This window comes from Methylobacterium sp. HMF5984 (assembly GCF_045033435.1).
Lineage (GTDB): Bacteria > Pseudomonadota > Alphaproteobacteria > Rhizobiales > Beijerinckiaceae > Methylobacterium.
Map to the genome: position 1 here is coordinate 39,493 of NZ_JBJFLN010000002.1, position 14,398 is coordinate 53,890.

The window sequence follows — 14,398 nt, forward strand, 5'->3', positions numbered from 1 at the left end:
CGCTATGACCAGCCGAGACACGCACGCCATGGCGGTCCTTGCCGACCCGCGCTGGGCCCGTATCGTCGCCCGGGACAAGACGGCCGACGACCAATTCTGGTACGCCGTCAGTACCACCGGGGTCTATTGCCGGCCGTCCTGCCCCTCCCGCGGCTGCAATCCCAAGAACGTCACCATCCACGACACCCTTGAGGATGCGCGGCGAACGGGTTTCCGGCCGTGCAAGCGGTGCAAGCCCGACGGACCGGCCGCTGAGACGGTGAGCGCCGAGCTCGTGACCAAGGCTTGCCGGTTGATTGAGGACAGCGAGACGGCGCCGTCACTGACCGAACTCGCCGCGGCGCTCGGGCTCAGCCCCGGGTACTTCCACCGTATCTTCAAGGCGCGAACTGGCCTGACGCCGAAGGGCTACGTGGCGGCCCACCGCGCGAAGCGGGTGCGCGAGGCGCTGGTCGGCGAGGGAAGCGTCACCGAGGCCATCTACGATGCCGGCTTCGGATCCAGCGGCCGCTTCTACGAGGCGTCCACCGCCATGCTGGGGATGACGCCTTCGAGCTTCCGCAAGGGCGGGGTACAGGAGGAGATCCGTTTCGCTATCGGCGAGACGACACTGGGCTCGATCCTGGTCGCCTCCAGCGCCAGGGGCGTGGCCGCCATCCTGCTCGGCGACGACCCCGATGAACTGGCGCGCGACCTCCAAGACCGCTTCCCCAAGGCGAAGCTGGTCGGCGCCGACGCCGATTACGAGGCCGTCGTGGCCAAGGTGGTCGGCTTCGTGGAGGCGCCGCAGGTCGGCCTGGACCTGCCGCTCGACGTGCGCGGCACGGCGTTCCAGCAGCGGGTCTGGCAGGCGCTGCGCGACATCCCGCTCGGTCGGACCTCCTCCTACATGGATGTCGCGGAGCGCATCGGGCTCCCGAGCGCGACCCGGGCGGTGGCGGGTGCGTGCGCGGCCAACAAGCTGGCGATTGCGATTCCCTGCCACCGTGTCGTGCGTAGCGACGGAGCCCTGTCGGGCTACGCCTGGGGCGTCGAGCGCAAGCGCGCGATCCTCGACCGGGAGCAGACGACATGATCATGGCCCGCATCGACGAACTGGACTGGGAGACAATCGCCCGTGACCTCGACCGGCAGGGTTGGGGCGTGCTGCCCAAGCTCCTGGTCGCCGACCAGTGCGATGCGGTCTCCAGGATGTACGGGGACACACCCACCTTCCGCAGCCACGTCGTCATGGCGAGGCACGGGTTCGGGCGCGGCGAGTACCGCTACTTCTCCTATCCGCTCCTATGAAAGGAGTAGCATTCCATTGAGTGAGCATCAGCCCGTTCAGGCGTAACGGGCCTGGTAGAATAAAATCTCAAAAACATTCCATAAAAAGAACATTTTCTTAGCTTCAACATCAATAGTTGGAATGCATGCATCGGAAGAATGATTAAATTTCCGTAAAGTTTTCTAGGTAATGATCTTTTGATCATGAGACAATGCGCAGTTTCCGTAGTTTGGCGATAGCTTGACATTTCGTCATGCGAGACCAAGGCGCGGGAGCTGGCAATGGCGACAGGACCCCTCTGGGATCGTCTCTCCCTGGCGCTATCCCCCGGCCTGAATGGCTACGGTTCACCTCAACGCCGTCTACCGCCACAGCACCGACTGTTCGACCCCAGCACCATCGAAGCGGTACGGCGCGGCCCATGGTCCGTCGAGATCCTAAGCCGGTGCATCGTCGAGGCGAGCCCAGACTGCATTGAGGTGCTCGATCCACAGGGTAATCTTCAGTTCGCCAACCCGACCGCGCTACAGCAGCTGCGCAGTAGCAACACCGCCGAGAACGAGGGCGAGTCCTGGGCTCTATCCTGGCCCGATGAGGCGCGAGCGACCGTTTTGGAGATGCTCGAAGCCGTGCGTGACACCGGCGTCGCCCGTTTCAGTCATTGGCGTCCGGGAATTTTTGGAGAGGCACGTTACTGGGACATCACGCTCTCGCGCATGTTGGATGACGACGGTGATCTCATCGGCCTGCTCGCGGTATCACGGGACATCACCGCATTGGCTCAAGCACAAACCCACAGCGTCCTGTGCAGCCTAGAACTGAGCCATCGTCTGAAGAACGTCTTCGCTCTGGTCAACGGCCTGGTCACCCTGTCGGCACGCAACGTGCCGGTGGTGCAGCCATATGCACGAACGCTGCGAGATCGGTTCACCAACCTCGGTCGGGCGCTGGAGTATCTGCATGCGTCATCCCAAGATAAGGCAGAGCCACGCCCGGTGCAGACCATGCAGGCGCTACTGCGCACCTTGCTGATGCCGTTCGAGGATGTGAGCAGCGCACATCGCCGTATTCGGTTGTTCGATGTTGCCGATATTCCGATCCGCGATACGTCAGTAACGAGCCTCGCGCTGATCATCCACGAACTCGCGACGAACGCGGTCAAGTATGGTGCTCTGTCTGGTGATATAGGCACCGTCAGTCTGAGATGTCGTCGCTACGACAAGCGCATCAGCCTGGTTTGGTGTGGGCGGGGCGGGCCGCTGATCGCGCAACCGCCGGAACATGTCGGGTTCGGCGCAACCTTGGTCCAGCGCAGCGTCAGCGGCCAGCTCGGCGGCAAGATCGCCTATCACTGGGAACCCGAGGGTCTGCGCGTGCTAATATCGATGCCGACCGATCTGCTGGTGCAGGCGGACGCGACCTGACGCACACAAGCAGACCACCTGATACTCAGCCCTGATCTAATCCGCATGGACAATCACCAGGGTGTACGGATTGAGGTCGAGCAGAAACCCGAGCGGCTGGATGTTGCCGACAATGTGGATCGGCTCCCGATCGCACGTGGTCAGGTCGAGTTGGGGAACCTCTTCGCTTCGTTAATACAAACCAGGTCTCGCCGCGTCTGATCAGAGCTGGTCACAGAGCTGGGTCAGGTTGCCCGCAAGCGGACCTTCTGAACTTCAGAGAAGGGTCGATAGCAACCTGAACGACGTGTCGGGTATCAGACCGTTTTGCCGATACCCACGATTGCTTGCGGCAATGTCTGAGAAGGGTGGATTTCTTCTGGTCCGCTCTCGGGTAGCCATGCATAACAGCGGACGCTACTGGTGCGCCCGCTCACGACCCGAGGCAGACCCTCGTTGACTCGATGGCAACATACTATCGGGACGCGCAGCAGGACTGGGCCTAGGATGGAAGCGTGATCCTGGTCTGTTACCGGCTACGCAACCCATTCAGCTTCATCGACTTCAGTTCGAGATGGGTCTGCTGGATGCCTCACCATCCTGTCAGCCTGCCGATTGCCAACCGAGGACCAGACACACCGCGCAGAGCATGGCGGGCGCGCCAGCATCACACAGGATCAGGCCGATGACGGATACACCCAATGTCGTGCCGATCCATGACCCGCTCGCAGCGAAGCTGAGTGGTGCAGATGATCGCATCCTGTTGAGCCATTGGCTGCCGCCACAGCAAGGCATCGTGCCTCGCATCCGCGTCGGACGGCGCTGGGTCAGCACTTTGTGGGCCTTGCCACTCGGCTTCGCCGCTCTCGTCCTCGTGGTCGCCCTTGCACAGAGCCTGCGAGAGTATCCGGACGTGAAGGCGTTCATCGTACGCCATCCCGGCATCGCGCAGAATGCGCCTTCGGTGAACTCCGGCTTTCCCTGGTGGCTGCGGCTACAGCATTTTCTGAACATGCTGTTCATGATGTTCATCATCCGCGCCGGCATCCAAATCCTGGCAGACCACCCCCGGCTATACTGGAAACGAGATTGCACGCCAGGCACGGACTGGTTCCGCTTCCAGCGCCCGGTGCCGACCGGGCGGATCTGGACCGCCAAAGACGACTCCGTGACGCTGCCGAAGTGGCTCGGCATTCCTGGGTTGCGCCACTCCATCGGGTTGGCCCGCTGGTGGCATTTCTCCACTAACCTGCTTTGGACGGTGAACGGCGTCGTCTTCTACGTGATGCTATTCGCCACCGATCAGTGGCGCCGCCTGGTGCCGCTGACTTGGGACGTGTTCCCAAGCGCGATCTCGACGGCGATCCAGTACGGGTCGCTGAACTTTCCGGTGGACCAGGGCTGGACCCGCTACAATGCTCTGCAGCAGCTGGCCTATTTCGCCACGGTGTTCATCGCAGCCCCTGTCTCCATTGCCACCGGCCTGCTGCAGAGCCCGGCGATCTCCAACCGCCTTGGCTGGACCGGGCGGGTGCTGAACCGGCAAGTGGCGCGGTCCATCCACTTTCTCTCCTTCTCGTGGTTCGTGCTGTTCATCCTGGCGCACGGCGTCATGGTGTTCGTCACCAGCCTGCGCGAGAACACCAACCACATGTTCGCCGGCGTGCAGAACGCCTCGTGGTCGGGTTTCCTACCTTTCATGCTGGCGATGTCGGTGGTTGCCGGGGCTTGGGCGGCTGCCTCGCCGGTAACGATCCGCTACGCGCGGCAAGTGCAGCACGTCGGTAAGTTCATGATCGGCTGGATTAAGGGCCTGGCCGAGTGGTGGGACCCACGGTCCGAACTCACCGAGGCGGACATATCGCCTTATTTCTGGCCGAACGGCACCATGCCCGCCTCCGCCGAGTTCGACGCTCAGGTCGCCGGCAATTTTGCGGATTATCGGTTGCGGGTGGACGGGCTGGTCGATCGACCACAGGAGTTCTCGCTCGCGGACCTCAGGGCGATGCCGAAGCAGGAGCAGATCACCACGCATTTCTGCATCCAGGGATGGTCGGGTGTCGCCAAGTGGGGCGGCGTGCCGATGCAGCACATCCTTGATCTCGTGCAACCCAGTTCCGAGGCCCGTTATGCCGTGTTCTACTCGTTCGCCGAGGGTGGCGAAGGGGGGCGTTACTACGACGCGCACCGGATGCACAACATGCACCATGCGCTGACCATCCTGGCCTACGAGATGAACGGTGCTCCGGTCAGTGTGCTGCACGGTGCGCCGCTGCGCCTGCGCTGCGAGAACGAGCTGGGCTTCAAGATGGTGAAATGGATCACCGCGATCGAATTCGTCCACGACTTCGCCGATCTTGGCGCTGGGCAGGGCGGTTACAACGAGGACCACGAGTTCTACGGCTATCGGATGCCGATCTGACACCAGGCTATTCCCTGGAAGTCACATGGGATGCCTGAGCGCTCGCTTCCCCGACATACGGGGAGCAGTTAGCCGTTAAAAGGATCGTGTGGTGGTCCAGCCAATGGCCGCTCACCACCCCGAGCCGAAGTTGCCGGACGGCCGAAGAATGGCTGCTTTCAGGAAGCGCCAATGGCCCACGGTACGTCTGTGTTGGGTCGAATGCGGAACGTCCGCTTCAGGGCGAAGGGTCAGGGTCTGCTCCCCACCCTTCTCGGACCTTCGTCCTATCGAGTTATATGTCGGGTATCCGACCGTTTTCCCGACGGTCAGCATGAGCGCATCGTGGGCAATCGGAAACAACCTCGTTTTTGTCGGGAAACTATGACCGGTTTTCTATTGCGGATAAAACGCTCTAAGATCACTATCCCGACATGCTCGTCGGATATGCCCGCGTCTCCACCCTCGACCAGAACCTCGATCTGCAGCGTGATGCGCTGAAAGGCGCCGGCTGCGAGAAGCTGTTCGAGGAGAAGAAGTCCGGCAAGGCTGGGACCAAGCGTCCGGAGTTCGAGGCGGCGCTCGCCTACCTGCGGCCGACCGACGTGCTCGTGGTCTGGAAGCTCGATCGGCTCGGCCGGTCGCTCGTCGAGATGATGCGCACCATCGACAGCCTGCGACTGAAGGAGATCCACTTCCGGTCGCTGACCGAGCAGTTCGACAGCGATACCGCTCACGGGCGCTTCGCCCTGCAGATGCACGGCGCCATGGCCGAGTACTTCCTCGACCTCAACCGGGAGCGCACGATGGAAGGGCTCAAGGCGGCGCTGGCCCGCGGGCGCAAAGGTGGCCGGCCGAAGAAGCTGACCGAGGCCGACATCGAGGTCGGCCGCGCCCTGCTGCAGACGGGCACCATCTCGATCGCAGCGATCGCCAAGCGTCTCGGAGTGAGCCGGGACACCTTCTACAGCTACTTCCCTCAAGCTCGTGCTCGCAGTCAGGCCGCGGCGGCGGTTGTGAAAGGCTGATCCCCGCCAACACCTGACGCGCCGCCGTCGCTTCTAGGGGGTGTCATCGCTTGAGCCAATCGAGGGCTGCAGCGCGGGAGAGGACGCCCATGAAGCTGGCGGCGGTCTTCTCGTAGCGGGTGGCGATGGCACGCCATTCCTTGAGCCTGGCCCAGAGGTGCTCGACCTGACTGCGGTTGTTGTCGATCCAGTCTGGGCACGCGACGGGCGCCTCGTGGCGCTGGGGTGGGATCGCCGGTCGCGCCCATGTTCCAGATGTGCTGGCGAAAGGCGTGACGGGTGTCGCCGCGGTCCCCGACGACCCACTTGGGCACGCCCGTCAGTTGGTCGAGCAGGGGGACGGCGTGAGGCAGTTCATGAGCCTGACCGGGTGCCAGCCGGAAGGCGATGGCGCGACCCTGCCCGTCGGCGATCACGCAAGCCTTGGAACTATCGCCGCCACGCGTCCTTCGACAGGCTCAGGATGAGGCGGCCAAGCGCTTCACGAGCGTCTCGCTCGGCCCCAGATCCCCCCTTTTGGCAGCACCTGCCGCCTTTTGGTGCGCCCGCACGTTGGTGCCATCGAGGAACACCATACCAAGCTGGACGCCCTGCTCCTGCACGAGGCCGAGCAGCCGCTCTCAGACGCCAGCACGCGACCAGCGGATGAAGATCTGCGCCGCGCGCCACCACGGCCCCAGATCCTCTGGAATGGCCCGCCACTTGGCCCCGTTCTGATGCCGCTAGAGGATGGCTAAGAGTGTGCGCCTGAGATCCTGTGGGGGCGTCTTGGCCTTGGGCCGGCAGGCCTCGACCAAGGGCTCCAGTTCAGACCACTGGGCGTCGCTCAGCATCGTCCCTCCGGCATCAGAGAAACGAAAACGCTAGCCAAGCCAATCCGTTCAGACGACGACACGCCCTAGTCGATCCGGCGGATCGGCTCGTTCCAGGAAATAGGCCGCCTCGTCCAAGCCCGCTTTCAGCACCATGTCCTTCAGGCGCGATTTGTAAGGCGTCCGATGTCAGTCCGTCCAGATCTGCTCTTCATTCCGCCCCGCCAGACGGAATTTGTATTTGTACACGAGCAGATGGGGGCGTCCGGCGCAGGAGCTCAAACAGGCCCTTAGAGCGTCGTCATTGTTGCTGTCACTTTGACTTTCGCTGTCCGTCACGACTGTCACCCCAGTTTCAAAACCGCTTTACTGGGAAAAAGCCGGGTGCTTCCCGCCCGCGATATAGCTCGGGCTGGGGAGGGACCCGCGACCCCTTCAAACGCATGGCTCGACCTCCTCCCGAGGGGCCCCGCCATGGGCCCGACGCGGGCGAAACGCAGCTAGGTCGCGCCGGGTCGGGCGCCCGGCGCATGGCTTATGGTCTCAGATCATCCGGCCGAGGCGCTTGAGCACCGCGCGCTGCACCGTCGGCGCGGCGTTCGCCGTGAAGTCGGCGCCGGTCTGATCCTTCGTGATTTCCTTTGCGATCGACGACCCGCGTAGGCCGCGGATCGGTTGCCGCGCCGCCCCCTGAGCAGGCCACGCCGGGACGTGGTGAAACTGCGCGCGAAGGTGTGCGCCGCGCCCAAGGGCTGCGCCGTAACCGGCCGGTGCACGGCCGAGCGCAACGGGAACAGGCGGATCGGCAGACCCTTGCCCTCGCCCATGATCGTATATTCCAGCGCGCCAGGAGCCGCTCGGCGCGAGCCAATATGCTCGACGATCGTCCCGTAAGTTTTGGCCCCGGTTTGCTTGCGCAGATCGCGCCGGGCGCCGGTGCGCAGCAAGTCGCCACCTTCGTTGAGCCCCTCGACCATGACCCGCTGCGCCTTGGCAGCGAGGGCGGCGATCGCCCCGACGAAGCGCCTCGAGGCGTCGTCGACTGTGACCACGATCCGCAAGATTTTACCGGCAGGCTTGAGGGTGGGCTCACAATAAAGCGCCCTGCAGAGCGAGGCGCTTTGGAAACCTTTTGACGCCTGCTTGTTGTCCGCAAACTTTTGCCGTCTGAAAAGCCCCCTCGGGTAAGATTTAACCGGCGGCGCGTGCCTTGCGCGGCCGGGCTTGGCCCGGCTCCCAATCCCGCACATGCTGCGGCACGCCATCGCCCGGCGGCGGCGGGACCAGGAGAGAGTCGAGCAGCGTCGCCGGCGCCTCGCATGGCGCCCCAGGCGCGCGGGACGGTCACGTTCAGGCCGGGCAGGGCGGCGAACTTGGCCGCGAGCAGCACAAGCTCGCAATGCCACCCGGCATAGATCGCCCGATCGAAAGCGACCGAGGGCTCGAAAACCGGCTCCTGGCCGACAACCTTTTCCCGGCGCTCGCTGGCATAGATCGGCCGCGTTCCCGTCTGCACGGCCTCGCCGCGGTCAGGCCGGTTGCGAGGGTTGCGAGGGTTCGTCGAGGGTTTTGAAAAACCCTCGCGGCCGTTTTATTGTTTAATATAAGGGGCTTACCTACCACCTGCGAGGGTTGCGAGGGTTTTCCTCGTATGTATGTAAGAGAAAGCCCCAATCGAATTGCGCCGGCAGAAAAGCGTTCCTTACGCGCGTGCGCGCGAAAACCCTCGCAACCCTCGCAAGTGTACGTTATATGCCTGATATTGTTGAGATTTTCGGATGAGAGGGTTTTGAAAAACCCTCGCTAAACCCTCGCAACCCTCGCAAGTTTTGCGGCCTGTCGGGCGCAAGCGGGCGTAAGCGGGCGTAAGCGGGCCGAGGAGACTGCACGAGGGCGGGCCGGCGCGATAGCCTGCCGCCCTCGATCAGGTGGGATTGTCCGCACCCTGTCGCCGGCAAGCCACAAGGCCGCACGCGACGGCGGCGGCACGCCGTCGAGCCTTACATTGAGGTATTGCCGCACTCGGCCCTGGTTACGGACGTAGTTTTTACTCGGCAGTACGCGGACGAATATGTTATCTTTCCAGGGGATAACAGAATTGGCGTCGAACCAATTCTCGAAAGCCGCATAAAAGTCGCACGCTTTTTCGTTGTTCCCTGGCTGACGGATCAACAGGCGGCGGCAAACTCGCCAATCAGATCGAGGTCGACGGGGTAGGCCGGCGAGAGTGGCGCTGACATCGGCCGGAGCTACAATGTCAGCCACAGTACGATCTGACGGTCGAAGGCGTAGCCTTGGCCTTTTCAACGAAACAGCGGCAGGCCTGCGCCGAGCAGACAGAGGCCGCCTACGATCAGGCAGCCGCCCATGCTCTCGAATGCCGCTTGCCGTGCGGGTCGACGCGGGGCAACGCCCGCAATGATCGCTCCCGAGACGAGACACATCAGGCTCAGAACGAACATCGCGGACGCCTCCTCAGCCCTTGTGGTCACTTACCAGCAAGAGTTAGGGCAGTCCTGAGCATTTGACTGCTTTTGAAGTCAGTCAATCTATTAACCAGGTTTCTTAACCAGCCTTACATAACAGGTTAACATTTGGTTAGAATTCACCTCAAATTTGTAGGTAAATAGTGGGGCAGGCAGGTGCCTGTAGGCGCTTCCCCAGGTTCTGAAAATGGCTCCGCAAGCGACGCGACAGCTTCCTTGGCTTTCCGGTGTCTTGCTGGCGGTGCCGGCCATGCTCTTCACACCCAGCGAGGCCAGCGCCCATGTGAAGTGGTTCTGCGCCTACGACGTCGCCGGCCAGCCCCGCGGCCTCGAGCAGGTGCTCTGCCTCGACTTCGAGTGGCTCGTCGGCCTGTCGGTCCTGTGCCTGATGTTCGGGTGCCTCGCCGAGGGCACCCCGCTCGGCACCGCGCTGCTCAACGCCCTGGACCGGGTCACCGCGCGGCTGCGCACCGACACCGAATTGCTGGTGCGGGCGACGCTGGGCTTCTTCTTCGTCTCGCTCTGGACGCTCGGCGGCATCATCCTCACCCCCGAGCTCAAGACCGACGCGGCCTGGATCCCGTGGTTCCAGCTCGCGCTTGCGGCCTGCCTGATCTGGCACCGCACCCTGCCGCTGGCCGGCGCCGGCATCGTCGTGCTGTTCGGCTACGCGACCTGGAGCTACGGCGCGTTCCATCTGGCCGACTACCCGGTCTTCCTCGGCGTCGCCGCCTACCTGATCCTCACCGGCCTGGACCGCACCCTCTACGGCATCCGCCCCATCGACGTGGTCCGCGCCGCCGCCGCCGTCACCCTGATGTGGGCCTCGGTCGAGAAGTGGGCCTACCCGGAATGGACCGCGCCGCTCCTGGCCGCCAAGCCCGAGATGACCTTCGGCGCCTCGCCCGAGCTGTTCATGAAGGCTGCCGGCGTCGTCGAGTTCACCCTGGCCTTCGCCCTGATCTGGACGCCCCTGGTGCGCCGCACCGCCGCGATCATCCTGGCCGCGATCTTCGTCTCCGCCGTGTTCGAGTTCGGCAAGGTCGATGCGATCGGCCATTCCGGGATCATCGTGGTGCTGATCGGCATCGCCGCCGACGACGCCCGCAGCGCCGTCCGCCGCCGCGACGTGGCGCTGGCCCCGGCCTACTACGCGGTGGCGCTCACCGGCTTCCTCACGCTCTACTACGTCGGCCATGCGGCGATGTACGGCGCGCTGTTCTCGGCGCCCGTGATCTGATCGAAGAGCCCCGTTATCTGGTAGGCTTGTTCGCTTTTTGTGCCGGCTGTGGCGCAGGCGTAGCAGCCTTCGCAGACCCCTTCGGCTTACCGTGAGGCATCCTTCAGGTGCCTGTCATGCTCACCCTAATCTCGATGCTCACCCGCAGCGTCCTCGCTGTCGCGACCGTGGGCGGCCTCGCGGTGCTGGCAGATGGCGGGGTGCGGTCTCAGCTCGAACAGGCCGTGCGGGGCAATCTGAACGTCGTGGGGCGTGCTCCAGCACCGGTGCAGGTCGCCCGAGCTGATGAGCGCTACGTCGCGAAGGGGCTGGACCGGAGCCGGCTTGGTGCGACCGTACGGATGGTCGGCGCGGACGACGCGCGGTAGGCGCATCACCCTCCGTTGATCCGGGGCCTAAGCCCCGTCGCTCCGCTTGCCCCGTGCGATCTCTCTCATCTCATTGTCAGGCAGGGGGCGTTGGAGGTTCAGGGCCTCCTCCACCGGCGCCTCCAGCCACGTGCGCCACTCCTCCGGCGTCGTCAGCAGCACCGGCATCGCCTTCGGGCGCACCGGCCCGACGATTCCGTTGGCCTCGGTCGTGAGGAAGGCACAGAGCCGGTGTTCCTCCTCGACAGGCTTATCCCGCTTCGGGCCACGCACGCCCGTCCAGGGTCGCCAGATCCCGGCAAACGCGAACAGTGGCCGGTCCTCATCGAGTGCGAACCACACGGGGGTCTTGCGGGGCTTCGTGTCGGCATACTCGCTGAACGACGACACCGGCACCAGGCAGCGCTGCTCCGGCTTCAGCCAAGGCTGCCAGTAAGGCGACCTTACGTTCCGAACGTTCGTGACCGGGTGCTGCGGCCCCTTGCTTACGGGCGAGGGAAAGCCCCAGCGCATCATCGCCAGCTCGCGCTCGCCATCAGCGAGCCGCACGGTCGGAGCCATTTGGTCGGGGAAGATCGCCGGCAGCGGCGGCAGGTTGCCGGTCTCGTCGCGAGCAACGCCGAATGCCCTGCGGATGGCGTCCTGGCCCCTGTCGAGGCTGTAGAGGTTGCACATGCCGGCACCGTGCGCTGGTCAGGTCCGCAAGGGCAAGCTAGTGCGCTCATCGCCGCCCTCGACGCCGATCGCGGCACGGCAGGTCCGGCCGTACTGGTTCGGCTGGGATAGCCCGACTGCCTGCGGCGGCACCCGGAGGCCTTTGCAGGTGCAGCGGGCCGATGCGCGGTCCGTCGGAGGTCGGGGAGCTACCGTAGGGGGGACTGGCCGATCCATGCGCGCCCGTTCCAAAGCTCGAACGCGCGGCCCTCAGCGATCCAACTCATAAGCGCGAGCGCGTCCCCATCGTTGGGGGCGTCGATGATGACGACGCTCGATCGGCCATCATCGAGGGATAGGACGGCTCGGTAGGACGACCGCCACGCTACGCCTTTACCGGTCTCTGGGCTCTCTAGATCACCGGCCATGCCGTGCTCCTCGCTCAGGACGAGAGCAAAGGTAATTCGGCTCGGCGCTGAGTGGTTCGCGACGGCGCCGGCGAGGCCGCACCGTGCCCCCCCCCTAGACGGTGCTGCTCTGCCGGCGCTCGGCCATCAGCCGGTCGCTGAGGGTAACCTGACATGACAAGGTTAATAGCAATCGCATTCCGAACGAGCGACAGTCTCCAAATCGCGTAGATACTCGATCACGGGGAGACGAACATCGTCGCCCTTGTCCTGCGCAAGCTGGACCTTGGACGTTACGAGGACGGGTATCCCCTTCCAGAATTCGGCTCGTGCCACAGAAAGACCGCTTCCAATCTCAGGTCCGGTCGAGCCGAAGATCGGCGCTGTGAGTTTCTCAGGTGCAACCTGCGTCATATTTTTCTACCTCTGCCTGCAATTGCGCCCCTCTAACTGCCTGCGAACTAGATCTCCGACTTGCGCATTTGATGTCTGCAACCGAAATAAGTCGAGATCGATGTTTAATAATACAAGTATTAGCAAGCGATACATCATCGTCGTGGGTCCCATGCGGGCTTGGTTCAAGGCCCTCCGCACAGTCCGAACCAACTGTATTGTCGCAGGTCTCGATGTGGCTCGGTCATGAACACCCGCGAACGAGCTGCCTACAAAGCCGGCCTCCGCGCCGCCATCCATGCCGCCCGAACGACGGCCATCACCATGGAAACCGCGCCCGGTTCGGCCGACGTGCGCAAGCAGGCCGCCGTCGCCGCCCTCTCAGCCTTCGCCGAAAGCGCCGAGGGGCTGGCCCTCACTCCGAAGCCCGATCCGACCCACGAGGACCCGTGATGAACGACCTGCACAAGCGTCTCGCCAAGCTGGAAGTGGCAACCGCGCCGCCGGCCATCCCTCGTCAGACCCGCCAGTTCCCGGTGGAGGGGCCCGCCGGACTACTACGCCACTCGGACGCTGAAAGAGATCGCCACGGACTACAAGGCCATGTTCAAGGGCGCGCCGGCGCCGTGGCTTCGGTAATCCAAGCCTCGGCATCGTCTTGAACGACGTGCTCTGCGTCACCGGCCCAGAACTGACGGCGTGCGAGTGGGCGGCGCGGCACGTCACGGAGCACTGAAGAAAATGACCCTCTTAAACTTGATAAGGCGCTCCTGCTGCATCTTGTTCGCCAGCATCGGTTTGGCGGTTATCGATTTTACGCAGCTCGGTAGCAATGTCCTGCAGGCTGGTGTCGCCCTTGCGCAGCACCTGATCTGCCTCGGACAGACGGTCACGCTCGGCCGCGGTGACGTCGCGAGCGCTTAACACTACCACCGGCACCTCGGTACAGCCGGGCAAATCCCGGAGCCGGTCGAGGAACGAGAACCCGTCCATCACTGGCATGGTCAGGTCGAGCAGCACGAGGCGTGGCACGCCGTGCCGGACCTGGTCGAGCGCCTCGCAGCCGTTCCCAGCCTCGCGGACGGTCCAGCCGTTGCGCTCGAGCACCGTCCGGAGCCGGTGGCGCATATCGGCATCGTCGTCGACCACAAGCACGTCGCCGTCGGCCGCCCGAAACTGGTCCAGGATCGTTCGCAGCCGCGCCCAGTCCACGGGCTTGGGGACCGCCTCCACCGCCCCGAGCGAGGCGCTCAGCGCCGCATCGGCGACGAAGCTGACCATCACCACGGGAATGCCTGCGGTATCTGGATCAGCCTTCAGGGCGGCCAGTACCGACCAGCCGTCCATCTCGGGCATCATCACATCGAGCAGGATCGCACGTGGCTTGAGCGATCTGGCGAGGTCGAGCCCGGTGCGCCCGTCCCCCGCAGTGCGGACGGCGAAGCGTTGGCGTTCGAGGAACCGGGTCATCAGCTCGCGCTGGTTGGCCTCGTCGTCAATGACCAGCACGAGGTCTCCCGCCGTTATCTGGTTCTCGGGAGCCGTCAGTGCCGCCTCAACGGCCTGCTCGGGGGCCGCCGTAGGGATGCGCAGGGTGAAGATCGTTCCCTCGCCCTCGACGCTGTCGACGGTGATGTCGCCGCCGAGCAACTGGGCGAAGGCGCGGCTTAGCGCCAGTCCGAGGCCGGTGCCGCCATAGTTGCGTGTGGTGCTCTCGTCGGCCTGAGTGAACCGCTCGAACAGGCGCCCGACCTGCTCCGGGCTCATGCCGATGCCAGTGTCCTGCACCGTGAAACGGAGCCAGTCGCCGGTCACGTTGACCTCCCGGGCCGCCGTCAGCGTGATGGTGCCGCCCTCGGTGAATTTTGCCGCGTTCGACAGAAGATTGAACACGCACTGGCGCAGCTTGGTCGCGTCCGTGCGCGCCCGGCCTACG

13 protein-coding genes and 1 pseudogene are annotated in these 14,398 nt (G+C 64.1%); 8 read left to right on the forward strand and 6 right to left on the reverse strand.

The annotated features are described in order from the left end of the window. The first annotated feature begins 28 nt into the window (after positions 1-28). From ada to ACFZ8E_RS26780, 3 genes are all read left to right on the forward strand, one after another. On the forward strand, positions 29-1,075 hold the full coding sequence (gene ada, locus ACFZ8E_RS26770; protein WP_405044509.1) for a bifunctional DNA-binding transcriptional regulator/O6-methylguanine-DNA methyltransferase Ada: 1,047 nt from the start codon (positions 29-31) through the stop codon (positions 1,073-1,075). Then, positions 1,072-1,290, forward strand: coding sequence for a hypothetical protein (locus ACFZ8E_RS26775; protein ID WP_405044510.1), 219 nt, complete (start codon positions 1,072-1,074; stop codon positions 1,288-1,290). Before ada ends, ACFZ8E_RS26775 begins: the two co-directional genes overlap by 4 nt. A gap of 261 nt (positions 1,291-1,551) precedes the next feature. After that, complete coding sequence (locus tag ACFZ8E_RS26780; RefSeq protein ID WP_405044511.1) at positions 1,552-2,694, forward strand: PAS domain-containing protein; 1,143 nt, start codon at positions 1,552-1,554, stop codon at positions 2,692-2,694. A 36-nt stretch (positions 2,695-2,730) separates the two neighbouring features. Here ACFZ8E_RS26780 and ACFZ8E_RS26785 read toward each other — a convergent pair whose 3' ends face one another. Beyond that, positions 2,731-2,838 (reverse strand): hypothetical protein, encoded by a 108-nt coding sequence (locus ACFZ8E_RS26785; protein WP_405044521.1) that lies wholly within the window; start codon positions 2,836-2,838, stop codon positions 2,731-2,733. A gap of 520 nt (positions 2,839-3,358) precedes the next feature. On the opposite strand from ACFZ8E_RS26785, the gene ACFZ8E_RS26790 reads away from it, so the two are divergent. Next, entirely contained in the window at positions 3,359-5,095 is a 1,737-nt protein-coding gene (locus ACFZ8E_RS26790) for a molybdopterin-dependent oxidoreductase (RefSeq protein ID WP_405044512.1), read from the forward strand. Positions 5,096-5,508: 413 nt separating this feature from the next. After that, entirely contained in the window at positions 5,509-6,102 is a 594-nt protein-coding gene (locus tag ACFZ8E_RS26795; RefSeq protein WP_405044513.1) for a recombinase family protein, read from the forward strand. 43 nt (positions 6,103-6,145) lie between these two features. Here ACFZ8E_RS26795 and ACFZ8E_RS26800 read toward each other — a convergent pair. The 3 genes and pseudogenes from ACFZ8E_RS26800 to ACFZ8E_RS26810 form a co-directional block, all read right to left on the reverse strand. Further along, a pseudogene (locus tag ACFZ8E_RS26800) lies at positions 6,146-6,935 on the reverse strand (IS5 family transposase). A 527-nt stretch (positions 6,936-7,462) separates the two neighbouring features. Continuing rightward, positions 7,463-7,975, reverse strand: coding sequence for a hypothetical protein (locus tag ACFZ8E_RS26805; RefSeq protein WP_405044514.1), 513 nt, complete (start codon positions 7,973-7,975; stop codon positions 7,463-7,465). A 1,242-nt stretch (positions 7,976-9,217) separates the two neighbouring features. After that, entirely contained in the window at positions 9,218-9,376 is a 159-nt protein-coding gene (locus ACFZ8E_RS26810) for a hypothetical protein (RefSeq protein WP_405044515.1), read from the reverse strand. A 274-nt stretch (positions 9,377-9,650) separates the two neighbouring features. On the opposite strand from ACFZ8E_RS26810, the gene ACFZ8E_RS26815 reads away from it, so the two are divergent. Both ACFZ8E_RS26815 and ACFZ8E_RS26820 read left to right on the forward strand, forming a co-directional pair. Next, the gene (locus ACFZ8E_RS26815; RefSeq protein WP_405044516.1) at positions 9,651-10,640 is read left to right on the forward strand and encodes a hypothetical protein; all 990 of its coding nucleotides are present in this window, start codon (positions 9,651-9,653) and stop codon (positions 10,638-10,640) included. 116 nt (positions 10,641-10,756) lie between these two features. Continuing rightward, positions 10,757-11,008, forward strand: coding sequence for a hypothetical protein (locus ACFZ8E_RS26820; RefSeq protein WP_405044517.1), 252 nt, complete (start codon positions 10,757-10,759; stop codon positions 11,006-11,008). Between the two features lie 27 nt (positions 11,009-11,035). Here the strand turns inward: ACFZ8E_RS26820 and ACFZ8E_RS26825 are convergent, their stop codons facing one another. Further along, a complete protein-coding gene (locus ACFZ8E_RS26825; protein ID WP_405044518.1) occupies positions 11,036-11,683 on the reverse strand; it encodes an SOS response-associated peptidase in 648 nt (215 codons plus the stop codon). A 1,025-nt stretch (positions 11,684-12,708) separates the two neighbouring features. Between ACFZ8E_RS26825 and ACFZ8E_RS26830 the strand changes: the two genes are divergently transcribed. Continuing rightward, a complete protein-coding gene (locus tag ACFZ8E_RS26830) occupies positions 12,709-12,915 on the forward strand; it encodes a hypothetical protein (protein WP_405044519.1) in 207 nt (68 codons plus the stop codon). Positions 12,916-13,212: 297 nt separating this feature from the next. Here the strand turns inward: ACFZ8E_RS26830 and ACFZ8E_RS26835 are convergent. After that, positions 13,213-14,398: response regulator (locus ACFZ8E_RS26835; protein ID WP_405044520.1), on the reverse strand; the 1,186-nt coding region annotated here is incomplete at its 5' end.

Excerpts from the sequence above, each read along its gene's own strand:
- ada (WP_405044509.1), top strand. The coding sequence starts at position 29 with ATGGCGGTCCTTGCCGACCCGCGCTGGGCCCGTATCGTCGCCCGGGAC.
- ACFZ8E_RS26775 (WP_405044510.1), top strand. The coding sequence starts at position 1,072 with ATGATCATGGCCCGCATCGACGAACTGGACTGGGAGACAATCGCCCGT.
- ACFZ8E_RS26780 (WP_405044511.1), top strand. The coding sequence starts at position 1,552 with ATGGCGACAGGACCCCTCTGGGATCGTCTCTCCCTGGCGCTATCCCCC.
- ACFZ8E_RS26790 (WP_405044512.1), top strand. The coding sequence starts at position 3,359 with ATGACGGATACACCCAATGTCGTGCCGATCCATGACCCGCTCGCAGCG.
- ACFZ8E_RS26795 (WP_405044513.1), top strand. The coding sequence starts at position 5,509 with ATGCTCGTCGGATATGCCCGCGTCTCCACCCTCGACCAGAACCTCGAT.
- ACFZ8E_RS26810 (WP_405044515.1), bottom strand. The coding sequence starts at position 9,376 with ATGTTCGTTCTGAGCCTGATGTGTCTCGTCTCGGGAGCGATCATTGCG.
- ACFZ8E_RS26815 (WP_405044516.1), top strand. The coding sequence starts at position 9,651 with ATGCTCTTCACACCCAGCGAGGCCAGCGCCCATGTGAAGTGGTTCTGC.
- ACFZ8E_RS26820 (WP_405044517.1), top strand. The coding sequence starts at position 10,757 with ATGCTCACCCTAATCTCGATGCTCACCCGCAGCGTCCTCGCTGTCGCG.
- ACFZ8E_RS26825 (WP_405044518.1), bottom strand. The coding sequence starts at position 11,683 with ATGTGCAACCTCTACAGCCTCGACAGGGGCCAGGACGCCATCCGCAGG.
- ACFZ8E_RS26830 (WP_405044519.1), top strand. The coding sequence starts at position 12,709 with ATGAACACCCGCGAACGAGCTGCCTACAAAGCCGGCCTCCGCGCCGCC.